The sequence below is a fragment of the Sphingobium sp. D43FB genome (assembly GCF_002312805.1).
Lineage (GTDB): Bacteria > Pseudomonadota > Alphaproteobacteria > Sphingomonadales > Sphingomonadaceae > Sphingobium.
Genome location: NZ_NMUA01000001.1, coordinates 179092 through 196382, shown reverse-complemented (window position 1 = coordinate 196382; position 17291 = coordinate 179092). Strand labels below are relative to the sequence as shown.

General features: G+C 63.6%; 14 protein-coding genes and 1 other RNA gene. 9 read left to right on the top strand and 6 right to left on the bottom strand.

Going from position 1 to position 17291, the window contains the following annotated elements; genetic code table 11:
- The first annotated feature begins 121 nt into the window (after positions 1-121).
- Positions 122-769 (top strand): 2OG-Fe(II) oxygenase, encoded by a 648-nt coding sequence (locus tag SxD43FB_RS00900; protein WP_096060593.1) that lies wholly within the window; start codon positions 122-124, stop codon positions 767-769.
- Between the two features lie 112 nt (positions 770-881).
- Here SxD43FB_RS00900 and SxD43FB_RS00895 read toward each other — a convergent pair whose 3' ends face one another.
- The 5 genes from SxD43FB_RS00895 to SxD43FB_RS00875 form a co-directional block, all read right to left on the bottom strand.
- On the bottom strand, positions 882-3551 hold the full coding sequence (locus tag SxD43FB_RS00895; protein ID WP_096060592.1) for a TonB-dependent receptor: 2670 nt from the start codon (positions 3549-3551) through the stop codon (positions 882-884).
- Positions 3552-3643: 92 nt separating this feature from the next.
- Complete coding sequence (locus tag SxD43FB_RS00890; protein WP_069066724.1) at positions 3644-5239, bottom strand: hypothetical protein; 1596 nt, start codon at positions 5237-5239, stop codon at positions 3644-3646.
- 279 nt (positions 5240-5518) lie between these two features.
- A complete protein-coding gene (locus SxD43FB_RS00885) occupies positions 5519-5902 on the bottom strand; it encodes a hypothetical protein (protein WP_069066725.1) in 384 nt (127 codons plus the stop codon).
- Positions 5903-6196: 294 nt separating this feature from the next.
- Positions 6197-6551: a transfer-messenger RNA gene (ssrA, locus tag SxD43FB_RS00880) on the bottom strand.
- Between the two features lie 31 nt (positions 6552-6582).
- Positions 6583-6816, bottom strand: coding sequence for a hypothetical protein (locus SxD43FB_RS00875; protein ID WP_096060591.1), 234 nt, complete (start codon positions 6814-6816; stop codon positions 6583-6585).
- A gap of 256 nt (positions 6817-7072) precedes the next feature.
- On the opposite strand from SxD43FB_RS00875, the gene SxD43FB_RS00870 reads away from it, so the two are divergent.
- The 6 genes from SxD43FB_RS00870 to lexA all read left to right on the top strand — a co-directional run bounded on the left by SxD43FB_RS00870 (position 7073) and on the right by lexA (position 11992).
- Positions 7073-7663: an aminodeoxychorismate/anthranilate synthase component II gene (locus SxD43FB_RS00870; RefSeq protein WP_096060590.1), complete on the top strand. Its 591-nt coding sequence runs from the start codon at positions 7073-7075 to the stop codon at positions 7661-7663.
- A gap of 159 nt (positions 7664-7822) precedes the next feature.
- Complete coding sequence (gene trpD, locus SxD43FB_RS00865; protein WP_096060589.1) at positions 7823-8815, top strand: anthranilate phosphoribosyltransferase; 993 nt, start codon at positions 7823-7825, stop codon at positions 8813-8815.
- Positions 8812-9603, top strand: coding sequence for an indole-3-glycerol phosphate synthase TrpC (gene trpC, locus SxD43FB_RS00860; protein ID WP_096060588.1), 792 nt, complete (start codon positions 8812-8814; stop codon positions 9601-9603). Before trpD ends, trpC begins: the two co-directional genes overlap by 4 nt.
- On the top strand, positions 9600-10070 hold the full coding sequence (gene moaC / locus SxD43FB_RS00855; RefSeq protein WP_096060587.1) for a cyclic pyranopterin monophosphate synthase MoaC: 471 nt from the start codon (positions 9600-9602) through the stop codon (positions 10068-10070). Before trpC ends, moaC begins: the two co-directional genes overlap by 4 nt.
- Complete coding sequence (gene glp, locus SxD43FB_RS00850; protein WP_096060586.1) at positions 10067-11248, top strand: gephyrin-like molybdotransferase Glp; 1182 nt, start codon at positions 10067-10069, stop codon at positions 11246-11248. The genes moaC and glp overlap by 4 nt, the downstream gene beginning before the upstream one ends.
- A 72-nt stretch (positions 11249-11320) precedes the next feature.
- Positions 11321-11992: a transcriptional repressor LexA gene (gene lexA / locus SxD43FB_RS00845; RefSeq protein WP_096060585.1), complete on the top strand. Its 672-nt coding sequence runs from the start codon at positions 11321-11323 to the stop codon at positions 11990-11992.
- Here lexA and SxD43FB_RS00840 read toward each other — a convergent pair.
- Complete coding sequence (locus tag SxD43FB_RS00840) at positions 11983-14130, bottom strand: ComEC/Rec2 family competence protein (RefSeq protein ID WP_255245558.1); 2148 nt, start codon at positions 14128-14130, stop codon at positions 11983-11985. The genes lexA and SxD43FB_RS00840 overlap by 10 nt on opposite strands.
- A 66-nt stretch (positions 14131-14196) precedes the next feature.
- On the opposite strand from SxD43FB_RS00840, the gene gltX reads away from it, so the two are divergent.
- Positions 14197-15645 carry a glutamate--tRNA ligase gene (gltX, locus tag SxD43FB_RS00835; protein ID WP_255245557.1) on the top strand — a complete coding sequence of 483 codons (1449 nt, stop codon included), beginning with the start codon at positions 14197-14199 and terminating at the stop codon, positions 15643-15645.
- A gap of 25 nt (positions 15646-15670) precedes the next feature.
- A complete protein-coding gene (locus SxD43FB_RS00830) occupies positions 15671-16957 on the top strand; it encodes a citrate synthase (RefSeq protein ID WP_096060743.1) in 1287 nt (428 codons plus the stop codon).
- The last annotated feature ends 334 nt before the right edge of the window (positions 16958-17291 follow it).

Genomic DNA, 17291 nt, shown 5'->3' with positions numbered 1-17291 from the left:
TGACGTTTATATGACTGTAATATGACATGGTGGCAGGCACGCACATCACTTGCATTTTGGCGGCTGAACGATAGCAACGGCGGCGTCTTTACCGCATCCGACCGCCATTGCAGGACCGACCATGACGGACCAGACCATCACCGCCGCCGCCGACGGCGATCCAGCCTGGATCGGCGCGCACGCCCGCGTGCAGCGCGTGCCGAACAAGGAACTGACCCTGTTCATCCTGCGCGATTTTCTCTCCGCGCAGGATTGCGCCGCGCTGATCGAGCGAATCGACGCCCAGCGTCGCCCCTCCACCATCGCCGACGCCAATGGTGACGGCTATTTCCGCACCAGCGAAACTTGCGATCTCGACCACGGCGACCCGTTCGTCGCGGCCATCAACGCCCGGCTGGACGCTTTTGCCGGGATCGCGACCGCCTATGGCGAACCGATCCAGGGCCAGCGCTATGATGTCGGGCAGGAATTCAAGGCGCACACCGATTATTTCGACCCCAAGGGCGCGGACTATGCGACCTATTGCTCGGTCGCGGGCAACCGCACCTGGACGTTGATGGTCTATCTCAACGAACCGACCGCCGGCGGCGCGACCCGCTTCACCAAAATCGGCAAGACGGTCCAGCCCCAGACCGGCAAACTGCTCGCCTGGAACAACCGTCTGGCACCCGGTCAGCCGAACCCCGCCAGCATCCATCACGGCATGAAGGTGCGCAGCGGCGTCAAGCATGTCATCACCAAATGGTATCGCGAAAAGCCCTGGGGCTGAACGGATGCGAAGACCGCCATAAGCGTCCAGACGCAAAACGACCGGCTCGCACGAAACGAGCCGGTCGCTTGGCAAACCGCAGGGCCGCGTGCAGGCGGCCCCTTGGCTTATATCAGAATGCCACCGTCATCGACGCGGCAATCGTGGTGCCGATCTTGTAACGGTTATAATAGACGCGGTTACCGTCCTGTTCCTGGAACTCCTGGAACTTGCACCCCAATATGTTGCGGGCTTCGAACTTGAATTCGCTGTTGATGCCGCCCGGCAGCTTGACGCCCTGCCGTGCCACGAAGTCGAGTTGTACGCCCGGCCGTTCCTTGATGTCCGGCTGCAGGTTGGGACCACGGCTGGTCACGCGGTCGCTGGCATAGGTCAGCAAGAGCGTCTGCTGCGACAGCTTGTCCGTGTCTTCCAGGCCGATCTGCAGGTTGACCAGATGGTCCGACTGACCCGTCAACGGCACGCCGTCGAGGAAGAAGTCGGACGCGGCTGGCGGATCACCCACGGTGTAGGTGTAGGGGATAGTCGTATCGCCATCCTGCACCTTCAGTTCCGACTGGGTGTAGGTGTAGTTGCCGATCAGCACGATGCGGCGGCTCTGGAAGAAGGACGAATCCGACCAGCCGTCGAGCGGGATATATTTCTGCACTTCCAACTCGGCGCCATAGAGCGTCGCTTCGGGCGCATTGGCAAAGCTGGTGGTGACATTATAGGTGTCGGTGATCGTGGTGTAGGTTTCGATCGGATTGTCGATCTTCTTGTAGAAAGCCGCAACCGTGATCCGCTCGTCACGCCCCATATACCATTCCGCCCGAACGTCGGCGTTCCACAACTCGCTGTCCTGCAAGAAGGGGTTGCCGCGGAAGAAACGGTTGGATTCGGTGTCGAGATAAGGCTGGGCAATCAATTCGCGGAATTGCGGCCGGGCAATCGTCTTGGACGCACTGGCGCGCAACTGCAGACCCCTGGCCGCTTCAACCGTAACCGTCACGGCTGGCAGCCAATAATCGTTGCGGATCTCGTTGAACGGCGTCAGGCCCGTGCTGTAGACGTCCACGCCGGTTACCGACATATCGCCCTTTTCGTAGCGAACACCGGCGTTGATCGACAGGCCGGGGAACAGTTCCGCCTGCACCTGGCCATAGCCGGCATGGGTCCGCAGCGCTGCGTCATAAACGGGGTAGTTGCCCGAAAATTCCAGCAAGCCGATATCATAGAGCTGGATCGACGCATCCGACAGCAGGAAGTCGGGACGCAATTGCTGCACGGGGATCGGCAGGTTCACCGCATCGAAGTGCAGTTCGTAACGCGACGACCGACGCTTGGTATCGTTGAAGGCATAGCCTGCCGTCAGCGAGAAGCCCGGTGCGATCTTGTAGCTCAGATCGACGCCCGCGAACCACAGATCTTCGTTCAGGTCGCTGAACGTGACCGACGCATCACCGCGTTGACGGTTGAGCGCATTGACGAAACGGTCACCGACCGGATCGATCGCCAGATCGCGATTGGTGCGAACATAGACGAACTCGCGCTCATAGGGCGCTTCCCGCTGCGAATTGGCAAAGCCGCCGCGCATGTCGAGGCTGAGCGCATCGGACAGCTTGAACTCACCGACCAACTGGGTGTCGATCAACTGCCGCTCATACCAGGCGGTATTCTGCTGCAGGAAATCGGCTTCCTGAATGGTGCCATCATTCTGACCGATCGCCAGCGCGCTGCGCTTCAACGTGTCGCGAATATAGAGGTTGGTCCAGCGCAGCTTCTGGTCGCCCAGTTCCAGTCCGAAGCCGACGAGGCCGTTGACCGTGATTTCATTGTCAGTGCTGACCTGATTATAGCTGCGGCCCGCACCGGCCGCGACGTCGAGCGACGCCTGCTGCAGGTTTTCGCGGGTGCGCCACTTGTTGCTGTAGGACGCGGTCGCGATCACACCCAACCGTCCGTCGCTGCCGACATCGACGGCGGTGCCGCCGTTGATCGAGCCCGAAAAGTTGAAGGGCGCGCTGTTGGTCCGCTGAACGACCGACGTGGCGGAGTTCAGGAACTGCATCGAAATGGCCTGCTGTTCGGCCCGGCTCAGATTCGGGAATGGCACGCCGCTATTGATCGCCTGCTGAAGCAGCGGCGGTACATCGCGCGAGCTGTCGTCGAAACCGGTCCAGTCGGACTTGGCCCCATAATGGGTATAGCCCATCTGGCCCGACGTTTCGGTATTGGCCGAGCTGCCGACGCCGATTTCCAGATAGCTTTCGCTCGGAATGGCCTTGGTCGTCAGGTTGATGACGCCGCCGCCGAATTCGCCGGGGAAGTTGACCGAATAGGTCTTCTGCACCAGCGTCGAAGCGATCACGCTGGTCGGGAAAATGTCGAGCGGAACGACGCGCTTCAAGGGTTCGGGGCTTGGCAGCGGCGAGCCGTTGAGCAGGGCGAGCGAATAGCGATCGCCAAGACCACGGACATAGACATAGCCGCCCGACACGACTGACAGGCCCGTCACGCGCTGGAGCGAACCGGCGATATCGCCTTCGCCCGTGCGGCGGATGTCGGCGGCGGACAGTACGTTCACCACCTGCGGCGCGGCCTGCGACACATTGCTGGTGCGACGACCGGTGACGACGATGTCGGCACCAGGGATCGACACATCGACCCCGTCCTGCTGCGCGTCTTCTTGGGCAGCGGCGGGCGACACGGCACCACCGGCGTCGATTTGCGCCATGGCCGCAGGCGCGACCAGAGCGGATGAAATCAGGAGCAGGCGCGCCAGGCTGAGCGGCTTCGACATGCTAAATGTCCCCCTTTGGGATATGCAGTGCAAAAGAAGGCGGGGAAGCGCAGATGCACGCTCCCCCGCCCCTGTTGAGGTCGTGGGTCCGATCAGGTCGTCGGAATGGCGGTGCAGTTACCGCTGGTGCTGCCGAAGCTGGCGGTCACCGAGTTGCAGGTCCAACCGGCATACCAGGTGTCGCTGCTGTCCTTGACCGCACCGATATAGTTGGTGGTGTCGAACGCTGCGTCGAGCGTCTTGGGATCGATCGCGGTGCGGGCCGTTTCCGTCGCACCGTTGATGAACAGGCTGGTCAGCGACGGCGTGTAGCTGATCGTGCTGTTCGCACCGGCTTCGAAGATCGACTGGACGGCGGCGGCATCGACGCCACGGCTGCCCTTGAACGGCGTGCTGTTGCACTGCATCACAACCGAGATGTAGCGCGGCTTACCCGCGTCCTGCAGCGCCGTGTCGGCGTCGCGGGTCGTGGTCGTGCTGTCGATACGCAGGCAGCTGTTGGTCGGCGCAACGATGATGCCGTTGGCCAGCGTCAGGTCCGCACCGCCGCGCAGCAGCATGGCCGCACCGTTGCTGCCCGTGGTCGAACGGTGGATGTAGGTGAAGTTCGCCATCTTCAGATACTGACGCGGCAGCGCATCTTCGCCATTGTTCGCGGCCGAACCACCGTTGGAGTCGGTTTCGAGGAAGCCGTCGCCAATGTCGTTGCCAGCGCGCTGGGCGCTGATGACATATTGCACGGTGCCGCGATAGCCGACGTCGGAGTCGAAGTTATCGTCTTCGTTGCCGGTCAACACCAGATGCTTGAAGTGGACGTTGCCGCCGAAGGCTTCGATGCCATCGTCCGAGCTGTTGTGAACCTGGATGTGGTCAAGCTGCGTGCCGCTGCCGACGCCCGAAGGGGTCAGACCCTGCAATTCGCTGCCACCGGCGAGCGCGAAGCCCGAATAGCGGATCTGCACATAGGACATGCGACCCGAATTGTCGGCATCGTTGGCGCCGCCATACAGAGCGCCGCTGCTGCCTTCCGTGTCACGTTCGCACGCGACCGTGCCGGCCGCTGCTGCAGGCGCGATGCAATCGGTGATCCGCGCACGGCCAAGCAGCACGACGCCGCCCCACTGCTGCGACGTCTGATCGTCGGCGTTGCCCAGGACGTTCGATTCGCTGGTGAAGATGATCGGCTGCGATGGCGTGCCAACAGCATTGATCTTGTTGCCGCGGTTGACGGCCAGATAGGCCGCACCCGTGGTCGCAAACACGACAACGCCGGGCTCGATGTTCAGCGTGACTTCGGTGTTGGTGCTGGCGGCACCCTGGTCGGTGCCGACGTCGACACGGCCGGGGAGTGAGTAAAGAACACCGGCAACCTTCGGCAAGGTGGTGCTTTCGGTGAAGCGGGTCGGGAAACCACAGTTCAGCCAGGTGTTGCCATTCTTGTCCGAAATGGTGCCGCGCGCGGTCAGGTCAGCCGAACCGGAGATGTTGGGGCATTCCGCCGCCGGGGTCACGCCGGTCGGCGTGGGGGTCGGGGTAGGCGTGGGGGTTGGCGTCGGCGTTGGCGTCGGCGCGGGAATGACGATGGTGCCTTCGCCGGGCGAGGAGATGTCGTCTGCGCCGCAAGCGCTCAGACCGACGCAAGCGCAGCTCGCCATCAGGATCGTTTGGATACGGTTAATCTTGGCCATGTCGTCTCCGCTCCGGCTGCTGCCGGGATATGTTCAGGATGCGGAGCGCAGGGGAAAATCGAATCGGATAACGCCCCCTGTCACCCTCAAGGAGGGCAATTAGGCGCGGGACGTGACAGGCTTGTTGGCATTCCATGACATTGGAGCGTCATTTATATGACTATTATATGACTCACATGTCACTATGATGACAATTGCCATAAGGACAAGGGTAAGGGTGCCGCCCTTATGAGCGACACCTTACCCTATAATATGAACTTGAATGCAAAGGTTGAATAATCAGCGCATGGCATAGCTCGTTTGCAGCCGACCCATCGCACGGCGCGCGATGTCGCGCGAAGACGCTTCTTCGCCATTGGCCAGCACCAGCACGGATTCGGGCGCAAAGCGCGCGCTCTTATAGGCATCATGTGCGTCGGCGACGCGGCCCATGCCAAGATAGGCATGGCCCAGGTTGATCAGTCGGGCCGGATCGCTCGCCGCATCCGGGCGGACCGCGTTCAAACGGCGTGCAGCCTTGTCGAAATCGCCGCGCATCAGCGATCCTGCGGCCAGGCGGCCATCGGGCACGCCTACGACGACGACCTCATCCGGTGCGGCCTGAGCCATGCCCGGCGCGACACAAGCCAGCGCAAAACCCATCATTACCGCTACCGTCTTCATCCTAATTCTCCTGAAAAAAACTTCTTACTATAGTCAGGAGTATTTCATTTAGATGACATCAGCGCAAGAGCGCGCATTTTCGATGAAACAAATTTGTTTCACGTAAAAACAGCAGCTTATGAATATTTCATCCCACTGTCATAAAAGCGTAATCGAAAGGACAGGTCGATGTCCATCGATTCGCGACGTGAGTCGCGGGTAAGGCTCCGGCGAAGATCGCACGCGAAGCCAAGAACATCGATGTCAGGGAATAAGGTCCGGGAGGTTCTGTTGCCCGGCCCTCCCGGAGGCCGCTGAATTCCCTTCTGTTGCCCGGTGGGTTCAACCGCGCTATTTTAGGGTAACGTCAGGCCGTGAGGCCCTCAGTTACGCTGCAATGGCGAGTGCTTCGTTATCGTTGGCACTTGTGAGTTTTGCACAGTTTAACGGCTTACACGGGCCGGGTAAAAACATCGCCTTTGAACACACGTCGATCCTAGTTCGGCCCCGTCAGACATCCCGCCAGGCATGGCGCCCATCGGGATATGTGGTGGAACCGCCGGGTACTGCCCCCGGGTCCGCTGCGTCTATTATACGACACAATTTATCACCATAGCCGGGCGAACCCGGCACGCTCTATATGCGCGCGCCCGCACGGCTTTTCAAGATGTTCCGTCAGCGTTGCGCGCCGACGGACTCTATCAGCCCGCCGACCGCGGCTGCCGCGCCAGGAACAGGGACGACCGCACCACCGGCGTATCGATCAGCTTGCCCTTCATCAGCGTGCGCAAACGCTCGGCCCCGTCAGGGTTCAGCATGACGACCCGCGTGCCCCCGGCCGGCAGCGCCTCGATGGTCGAAATCGCGAGGCTGTGGCGTTCGCACATGGCTTTGACGTCGGCCAATTCCGCCTTGATATTGATCGCGCGGCTCATATGCCCTGGTCCTTCGAACCAGTGCGACAGCCTATATAATGGTTGAGATCGCCCAAGAGGGTCGCTCCTTGCTGGCAAGCGGGAGCGCGATCGTCTCTCGGTCACGCGAATGCTTGCAGGCAGGGTTCGCGTCGATGGCTGCCCATAGCAGGCGCACCGCCCCCCTGTCGCGCTGTTTCGGTTGCGATATTTCTTATCGGACGGGCGCACGCGCCCGCTTCCCCTCGCCCGCCGACCGCCCTATAGCCTTGTCCCCATGATCCTCGTCATCGACAATTATGACAGCTTCACCTGGAACCTGGTCCATTATCTAATGGAACTGGGCGCGCGGGTCGAAGTCGTCCGCAACGACGCCATTTCGGCGGGCCAGGCCCTCTCCAGCGGCGCCAAGGCCTTCCTGCTCTCGCCCGGCCCCTGCACGCCGAACGAAGCGGGCGTCAGCCTCGACCTCGTCGCCGCCTGCGCCGACGCGGGCGCGCCGCTGCTTGGCGTATGCCTTGGTCATCAGGCGATCGGCCAGCATTTCGGTGGCAAGGTCGTGCGCGGCGGCCTCATGCACGGCAAGACCTCACCCGTCACCCATGACGGCACCGGCTTGTTCGCGGGCATCCCTTCGCCCTTCACCGCCACCCGCTACCACTCGCTGATCGTCGAGGATATTCCCGCCGAACTGCTGGTCAATGCGACCAGCGAGGATGGCTCGGTCATGGGCTTCCGCCACGCAACCCTGCCGATCCACTCGGTCCAGTTTCACCCCGAAAGCATCGCGACCGAACATGGTCACGACATGCTGGCCAATTTCATGCGGATCGCCGGCATGAAGGTGAAAACGCGCGAAGCCGCCTGACGCCTGTCCTACCGGGATGGGCTTTGCTATGCTGCGCCGGTCACTTTCCTAATCTGTCGGCAATAGGAAATCATATTTCAAATTGTGCGGGAAAAGTGCGAAGTTAAGCCCAAACGGCCTCTCGACTTACCGGCCCTGTCACGACTAAGGCGAAGCGTCATGACCCGCCTGCCCGACCCCTCCTCGCCGCTCGACGCGCAGGCTGCCGCCATCGCCTTCGACCTGCTGTTCGATGCAGACCTGCCGGAAGCGGAGATCGCGACCTTCCTCGTCACCATGGCCCGTCGCGGCGAAAGCGCCATCGAAATCGCCGCCGCCGCCCGCGCCATGCGCGCCCGCATGATCCCGGTGACGGCTCCCGCCGGAGCCATCGACGTCTGCGGCACGGGTGGCGATGGCCATCATACGCTCAACGTTTCGACCGCCGTCTCGCTGGTGGTCGCCGCCGCTGGCGTGCCGGTCGCCAAACATGGCAATCGCGCCGCCTCCTCCAAGGCCGGGGCCGCCGACACGCTCGAAGCCCTGGGCCTGAACCTCGACCATGCCGCCACCACCGCAAAAGCGACTCTCGCGGACCTGGGCATCGGCTTCCTCTTCGCGCAAAACTACCACCCCGCGCTCAAGCGCCTCGGCCCCATTCGCAAGGCGATCGGCGAGCGCACCATCTTCAACCTGATGGGACCATTGGCCAACCCGGCCGGGGTCCGCCGCCAACTTGTCGGCATCGCCCGCCCGGCCTACGTCCCCATCTATGCCGAGGCGCTGGCCGAACTGGGCGTTGACCGAGCCATGATCGTATCGGGCGACGAAGGCCTGGACGAACTCTCGCTGGCGGGCGGCAACGACATGGCGGAGGTCACGGGTCATCGCCTGATCGCGATGCACCGCATCACCGCCGCAGAACTCGGCCTGTCCACCCATCCGGTCGAAGCCATACGCGGCGGCGATGCGGCCCATAACGCCGCCGCCCTGCGCGCGCTGCTCCAGGGCGAAACCGGCCCCTATCGCGACGCCGTGCTGCTCAACGCCGCCGCCGCCCTTGTCGTCGCGGACGCCGTGGCCGACCTTCGCGAAGGCGTCGAGGAAGCCGCCGAGACGATCGACCGCGGCCTCGCCAATGCCCTGCTCAATTGCTGGATTGCCTATACATGACCAACAAGCTGATCGAGATTTGCGATTTCAAGCGCGAAGATGTCGCCCGACGCAAAGCCGCAACCAGCATCGCCGCGCTCCACGCCCGCGCCAGCGAACAGACGCCCCCGCGCGGTTTCCGCAAGGCGCTCGACGACGCAGCACGCTCCGGCTTCGGCCTGATCGCGGAGGTCAAAAAAGCTAGCCCGTCCAAGGGCCTGATCCGCGCAGATTTCGATCCCCCCGCCCATGCCCAGGCCTATGCGGCGGGCGGTGCGGCCTGTCTGTCGGTGCTGACCGACGAACCCTATTTTCAGGGCCATGATGACTATCTGATGGCCGCCCGGTCTGCCTGCGCGCTGCCAGTACTGCGCAAGGATTTCATCGTCGATCCTTGGCAGATCCTCGAAAGCCGGGCGCTCGGCGCCGACGCTATCCTCATCATCGTCGCTGCCCTGGATGACGGCCAGATGGCGGACATAGAGGATACCGCGCTCGGCCTTGGCATGGACGCCCTCATAGAAGTGCATGACGAAGCCGAACTCGACCGCGCGCTCAAACTCCGCTCGCGCCTGATCGGCGTCAATAATCGTGACCTGCGCGACTTCACCGTCGACTTCGCCCGCACCTATGAACTGGTGGGCAAAGCCCCCGAAGGCTGCACCTTCGTCGCCGAAAGCGGCCTCACTGGCCATGCCGACCTCACCGCCATGGCCGACCATGGCGTGCGTTGCTTCCTCGTCGGGGAAACATTGATGCGGCAGGCCGATGTCGAAGCCGCCACCCGCCATCTGCTGACCGGCGCATGAGCGACCTCACCCATCTCGACCCCGACGGTGCAGCCCGCATGGTCGACGTGTCGGCGAAAGCCGTGACCGCGCGCGAAGCCGTGGCCGACGGACGGATCGAGATGAGCGAGGCGGCCGCCGCCGCGATCCTCGGGGGCCTGGTCAAGAAGGGCGACGTCCTCGCCGTCGCGCGGGTCGCGGGCATCATGGCCGCCAAGCGCACCGCCGATCTCATCCCGCTCTGCCACCCGATCGCGCTCAGCGCCGTGACGATCGATTTCGACCTGGACGACACCGGCGTCCGCGTCACCGCCACCGCCCGCACCGCAGGCCAGACCGGCGTCGAGATGGAAGCGCTGACCGCCGCATCCGTTGCCCTGCTCACCATCTATGACATGGCCAAGGCGATCGACAAGGCAATGGTCATCGACGGCGTCCGCTTGCTCAGCAAGACCGGCGGAAAGTCGGGCGACTGGCACAGGCCATGAGCCTGCTGCCGGTTGCGGAGGCGCAAGCCCGCTTGTTCGCACTGGCCGACCGGCTGCCCGCAGAAGACGTGCCGGTTACGGCCTGCGCCGGACGCTGGCTCGCCCGCGATATCCTCGCGCAGCGCGCTCAACCCTGGGCCGACCTCAGCGCCATGGACGGCTATGCCGTACGCGCCGCCGAAGCGCCCGGCCCCTGGCACGTCACCATGACCAGCAGCGCAGGCGGCACACCCCCACCCCCGCTCGCGCCGGGCGAAGCCTGCCGCATCTTCACCGGCGCGCCTTTGCCCGAAGGGGCCGACGCCGTCCTGATTCAGGAAAATGCGACCCGCCACGGCGACAGCCTCGCTGCCAGCGCAGACCCGCTTCCCCCCGGCCGCCACGTCCGCCCCGCCGCGTCGGACTTCGCGCAGGGCGCACCCTTGCTCAAAGCAGGCTCGCGGTTAGGCCCGACCCAGATCGCACTAGCCGTGCTGGGCGGCCATGGCCACCTGCCCGTTGGCCAGCGGCCCAAGGTCGCGCTCCTTTCGACCGGCGACGAACTGGTCGCGCCCGGCGCACCAACCCCGCCGGGCGCGCTCCCCTCCTCCAACGCGCCCATGCTCGCCGCGATGCTCGCCGCCTTGCCCTGCGACGTCATCGACCTCGGCATCGTCGCTGACGATCTCGACGCCATGGTCATAGCGCTCGATCGCGCGCGTCAGGCCGACATCATCGTCTCGACCGGCGGCGCATCGGTCGGCGATCATGACATGGTCCGCCCCGCCTTCGCGCAAGCGGGCGGCACGCTCGATTTCTGGAAGATCGCCATGCGCCCCGGCAAGCCGCTGATGGCCGGCCGCCTCGGCGATGCGCTGTTCCTGGGCCTGCCCGGCAACCCCGTCTCGGCCTTCGTAACCGGCACCCTCTTCCTGCTGCCCCTGGTCCGCCATATGGCAGGGGCATCCACGCCCCTGCCTTCCTTGCACGAAGCTCGCCTAGCGTCCCCCCTCCCCGCCACCGGCGACCGCGACGATTATCTCCGCGCCTTCCGCAGCGAAGGCGGCATCGTCTCGGTCACCTCGCAGGACAGCGCCGCCACCGCCGCCATGGCGCTGGCCGACTGCCTGATCCGCCGCCCCGCCGGTTCCCCCCCAGCCGCCATCGGCGACATGGTGCAAATTCTGCCCCTACCCTAGATCACCCGGCGCTTGACTAACCTTCATCTGTTTCCTATGCGTTCCTTATACGTTCCACGGAGGACCGCAGCCATGTTGACGCCCAAACAGCAGGAATTGCTGAGCTTCATTCAAACCCGGTTGGAGGAAGGCGGCGTGTCGCCCTCTTTCGAGGAGATGAAGGATGCGCTGGATCTGCGCTCCAAGTCGGGCATTCACCGCCTGATCAATGCGCTTGAAGAACGCGGCTTCATCCGCCGTCTGCCCAATCGCGCGCGCGCGCTCGAAGTCTTGAAGTTGCCCGATGCCATGCACCGCATCCCGGCCCCGATCATCGCGCCCAAACCACAGGTCTCGGCACCACAGCTCATTGCTGCCAACGACGTGATCGAAATCCCGATGCACGGCCGGATCGCCGCCGGCGTCCCGATCGAGGCGATGGAAGGGCAGACGATGCTGTCCGTTCCCGCCGCGCTGCTCGGCGCAGGCGACCATTATGCGCTGGAAGTGTCCGGCGATTCGATGATGGAGGCCGGTATTCTCGACGGTGACTTCGCGCTGATCCAGCGGACCGAAGTCGCGCGCGAAGGCCAGATCGTCGTCGCCCTGATCGACGAGAATGAAGCCACGCTCAAATATTTCCGCCGCGAAGGGCAGAGGGTTCGGCTGGACCCGGCCAACAGCGCCTATGAGCCGCAAATCTACGACCCGCGTCAGGTCCAGATCCAGGGCAAACTGGCCGGACTGCTCCGCCGCTATAATTGAGGCCGGGGCCGCGCATCGAACGAGCGCGTTTTAGACGGAGCATAGCGGCGCGATCGCTTGGGGATGGGCGCGATCCAGGGATGCGCGTCACCCGGCTGGCGCACGATGCGAATGGTGGCATGGTCCAGATCAATGGCCATGCCACCGGTTCGCGCCAATAGGCGACGGTCGATCTTGAGCCAACGCGGGCGGCACCAGCGCGGCAGGCCACGATCGGCAATGACGATATCCGCCGCCGCGCAGTCGCGGGCGAAGGTCGCGCGGTCCACCAGCATGTTGCTGCGGGTCACGAGCAACTGCCACGGCCGACCACCCGCCATCAGCCCAACCGCGCATAAATCATCCGAACAACGCGCCTGCGGCAAGCGCGCGATCGGTTCCAGCGCACCATCATAGCCCGCGCTTTCCGACAAGACATCGCGCACATAATCGCCCGCCCCCGCACGCAATATCGCCATGCGACCATCAGGCGTCCGCACCGCAATATGGCGGCCATCGCCGGTCACCAATATGTCGGGCGGCGACAGCAGCAATATCGCGATGACCCCCGCCACCACCGGCCCCAGGCCCAGCCAACGCCACCGGCTGCGCCACAGCAAACACCAGAGCAGCCCCGCCATCATCCCCGCAAAAACGAACGTCGGCACCGACGGCGTCAACATCGTCGCCCAGGGACTGGCCGACACCCCATGGGCGATCATCAGTAACAGCGTCAGCGCCTGCTGCGTCAACCACCAAAAAGGCGCGCCAAGCCCGACCACATCGAACAGCAAGGCGAGCGCCTCCAGCGGCATCACGACAAAGGTCGTGAGCGGGATCGCGATGATATTGGCAAAGGCACCCAACATGCCGGCCTTGTGAAAATGGAACAGCGCGATCGGCATCAGCACCAGTTCGATGACGAAACCCGTCGCCAATGTCACCAACAGCATCCGGCCGGTCTTGCGCCAACGCACCTCGTCCCGCGCGGCGGCAAAGGCTCGAAATCGCTTATGTTCGGCCAAAGCAACCAGCGCCGTGACCGCGGCAAAGCTCATCTGGAAACTCGGCCCAACCAGTGCTTCGGGCCAGAAGACCAGCACGATCAGCGCGCCCGTCGCCACCAGCCGCAATGTGATCGCGTCGCGCCCCATCGCAAGCCCGCCCAGCACCAGCAGCGCCGCGATGCAGGACCGCACCGTCGGCACCTCGGCCCCCGTGAGCAGCGTGTAGCCCACGCCTGCCAACGCACCCCCCGTGGCCGCGATCAACATCAATGGCCAATCAAGCGCCGCCCGGCGGCTAAGCGCCATCACCCGCATCAACAGGAAGATCACCGCCCCGATCAGCGCGGTCACATGCAACCCACTGATCGACAGCAGATGGGCCAATCCGCTATTGCGCATCGCTTCAGCATCCACTTCCGCGATCGCGCCCTGATCGCCGGTCGCCAGCGCAATCGCGATACCCTTCGCCGGATCATCCACCTGCCCGGCAATATGCGTAAACACCCGCGCCCGCAGCGGCGGCGCACCCGTCGCGGGCTTCGCCATCTCGATCGGCTTCAGCGCCTTGCCCGTCGCACCTATCCCTTGAAAATAGGCCCGCGCGGCAAAATCATAGCCCCCCGGCACGCTGGGCGGCGCTGGCGGCATCAACCGCACCCGAAAACGAATCCGCGCACCCTCGCCCAACCCATCGGGCACGTCGCTCTCCGCGATATTGACCCGGATGACTTGCGGCAGGGTCGGCGCGCCGACCGGCCGCAGCATCGCCCGCACCATCTGCTGCGCCGGAACCGCGCGCACCGACAGGACATCACCCGTCACCTGCACGAACGTCGCCCGTGCCAGCGGTGGCTCCCCCAGCATCAACGCCTTCCCCCAGATGAGAACGCACCCCATACAGGCCAGCACCCCGCCCGCCACCATCATCCGCCGCAACCGCGCGCCTTCGGGCAGCAACACCCCCACACAGCCCAGCGCCAACGCCCCGCAGCAAAAGGCCAGCCACGCCATCCGATGGGGCAAGGCGAACCAGGCCGTTATGCCGAGCCCCAGCGCGATCGGTGCCCAAAGCGGCACCTGCTCCCGCTCTTTCTCCAGCCAATGCTCCACCCCCGCAAACCCGGCGCGCAGGCGCGTGGCGACCTCGACCATAAGGGAGGTTTGTCGTGGCTCGAAAGCCATGCTAGGGGGCATCGCATCCATGGATCAGAAGGGCGAATGTCAGGCAATATGGCGGTGAACGCAACGGGAATGAACAAGCCGGTGGTGACCCGTTTCGCCCCCTCGCCAACAGGCTTCCTCCATATCGGCGGTGCCCGCACCGCCTTGTTCAACTGGCTGTTCGCCCGCCATCATGGCGGCAAATTCCTGGTGCGGATCGAAGACACCGACCGCGCCCGCTCGACCGAGGAAGCGGTCGCCGCGATCTTCGACGGGCTGGACTGGCTTGGCCTTGGCGGCGATGAACCGCCCGTGTTCCAGTTCGAACGGACACCGCGCCATGCCGAAGTCGCCAATGCCATGCTGGGGGGCGGCCATGCCTATAAATGCTATGCCACGCCGGAAGAGCTGGCCGCGCTGCGCGAAGAGCAGCGCGCCGCCAAGAAGCCGATGCGCTATGATGGCCGCTGGCGCGATCGCGCGCCCGAAGAAGCGCCCGAAGGTGCCCCCTTCGTCATCCGCCTCAAGGCACCACGCGAAGGCGAGACGGTGATCGAGGATGCGGTCCAGGGGCGCGTCGTGGTGCAGAATGCCGAGCTGGACGACATGATCCTGCTGCGGTCGGACGGCACGCCCACTTATATGCTGGCTGTGGTGGTGGACGATCATGACATGGGCGTCACCCATGTCATTCGCGGCGACGACCATCTCAACAACGCCTTCCGCCAGCTTTGCATCCTCCGCGCGATGGAGTGGGAAGAGCCAATCTACGCGCATATCCCGCTCATCCACGGATCGGATGGCGCGAAATTGTCGAAGCGCCATGGCGCGCTTGGCGTCGATGCCTATCGCGACGAGATGGGGATGCTGCCCGAAGCGGTGCTGAACTATCTGCTGCGCCTGGGCTGGGGCCATGGCGACGAAGAGTTTATTCCGGTCGCCCGCGCCATTGAACTGTTCGACATTGCGGGCGTCGGCCGCTCGCCTTCGCGCTTCGACATCAAGAAGCTGGAAAATCTCAACGGCCATTATCTGCGCGAAGCCGATGATGTCCGTCTGGCCGCACTGGTGGCGCCCCGCGTCGAAGCCCGTCTGGGCAAGGCGCTGCCGGACACCGGTCTAGCACTTTTGGGCGAGGCGATGGCTTCGCTCAAGCCACGCGCCAAAACGCTTAACGAAATTGCGGAGGGTGCTGAATTTCTGTTCAAAAATTGCCCGCTGGATTTTGACGAAAAGGCGTCGGCTCTGCTAGACGACTCGGCACGCGCGCTGCTGGCAAAGACGGCCGACGCTCTCTCGATCGCCCCCAACTGGACGGTCGAAGCGATCGAAGACGCGATACGCCGCGTGGCAGAGGATGCCGGTCTGGCACTGGGCAAGGTCGCGCAGCCTTTGCGAGCCGCGCTCACCGGGCGCACCGTCTCGCCGGGGATTTTCGATGTCCTCTTCCTGTTGGGGAAAGAGGAAAGCTTGGAACGGCTGACCGCTGTGGGCACGCACGGTTAAGTTGATGGCACTCAAGGAGAACAATATGTCGGATAATAATGCCACTTTGACCGTCGGAGGAGCGACGAAAGACTATGCCGTCATGGACGGCTCGGTCGGCCCCCAGGTCATCGACGTTCGCAAGCTGTACGCCAACACCGGCATGTTCACCTATGATCCGGGTTTCACCTCGACGGCGAGCTGCGAATCCGGCCTGACTTATATCGATGGCGACGAAGGCGTGCTGCTGCATCGCGGCTATCCGATCGGCCAGCTGGCCGAAGAATCCAGCTTCATGGAAGTCTGCTACCTGCTGCTGAACGGCGAACTGCCGTCCAAGACCGAGCTGGACGACTTCATCACCACCATCACGCGCCATACCATGGTGCATGAACAGCTCACCACCTTCTATCGCGGCTTCCGTCGCGACGCGCATCCCATGGCCATCATGTGCGGCGTGGTCGGTGCCCTGTCGGCCTTCTATCATGACTCGACCGACATCAACGATCCGCTGCAGCGCAAGATCGCCAGCCACCGTCTGATCGCCAAGATGCCGACGATCGCGGCGATGGCGTATAAATATTCGGTGGGTCAGCCCTTCGTCTATCCGCGCAACGACCTGTCCTACACCGCCAACTTCCTGCGCATGACCTTCTCGGTCCCGGCGGAAGAATATATCCCCGATCCGGTGATCGTGGACGCCATGGACAAGATTTTCATCCTCCATGCCGACCATGAACAGAACGCCTCGACCTCGACCGTGCGTCTGGCAGGGTCTTCGGGCGCCAACCCCTTCGCTTGCATCGCGGCCGGCATCGCCTGTCTGTGGGGTCCGGCGCATGGCGGCGCGAACGAAGCGGCGCTCAACATGCTCCGCGAAATCGGCACTGTCGACAAGATCCCGGAATATATCGCCCGCGCCAAGAATAAGGACGATCCGTTCCGCCTGATGGGCTTTGGCCATCGCGTCTACAAGAATTACGATCCCCGCGCGACGGTCATGCAGAAGACCGCCAAGGACGTGCTGGAGAAGCTGGGCGTCAACGATCCCGTCTTCGACGTCGCCAAGGAACTGGAGCAGATCGCGCTCAACGATCCCTATTTCATCGAAAAGAAGCTCTACCCCAATGTGGACTTCTATTCGGGTGTGATCCTGTCGGCGATCGGCTTCCCGACCGAGATGTTCACCGTCCTCTTCGCCCTCGCCCGCACCGTCGGCTGGGTGGCGCAGTGGAACGAAATGATCTCCGACCCAGCGCAGAAGATCGGCCGCCCGCGCCAGCTCTACACCGGCCCGACGCAGCGCGACTATGTGTCCGTCGACAAGCGCTGATCCGCGCTGAGGCTGAAACATAAAACGGCGCTCCGAAAGGGGCGCCGTTTTTCGTCGTGCGGGCAATATAGGGTATGATGACTTTAAGTCACATCACTCCGTTCGCCCTGAGTAGGGGCTGAGCTTGTCGAAGACCCGTATCGAAGGGTCGGCTGCGCTTATATCCTTCGATACGCCATTTGCCCTTCGGTCGTCTGCGACTCCGACTTCGCTCAATGCCTGTCCTGAGCGCCTGCCTTGGCAGGCAGTCGAAGGGGCTACTCAGGACGAACGGTTCTGAGTAAAGTCATCACGCTCTAGAAAGCGTGCGCGCAGCATGAGCAAGACGCAGCTA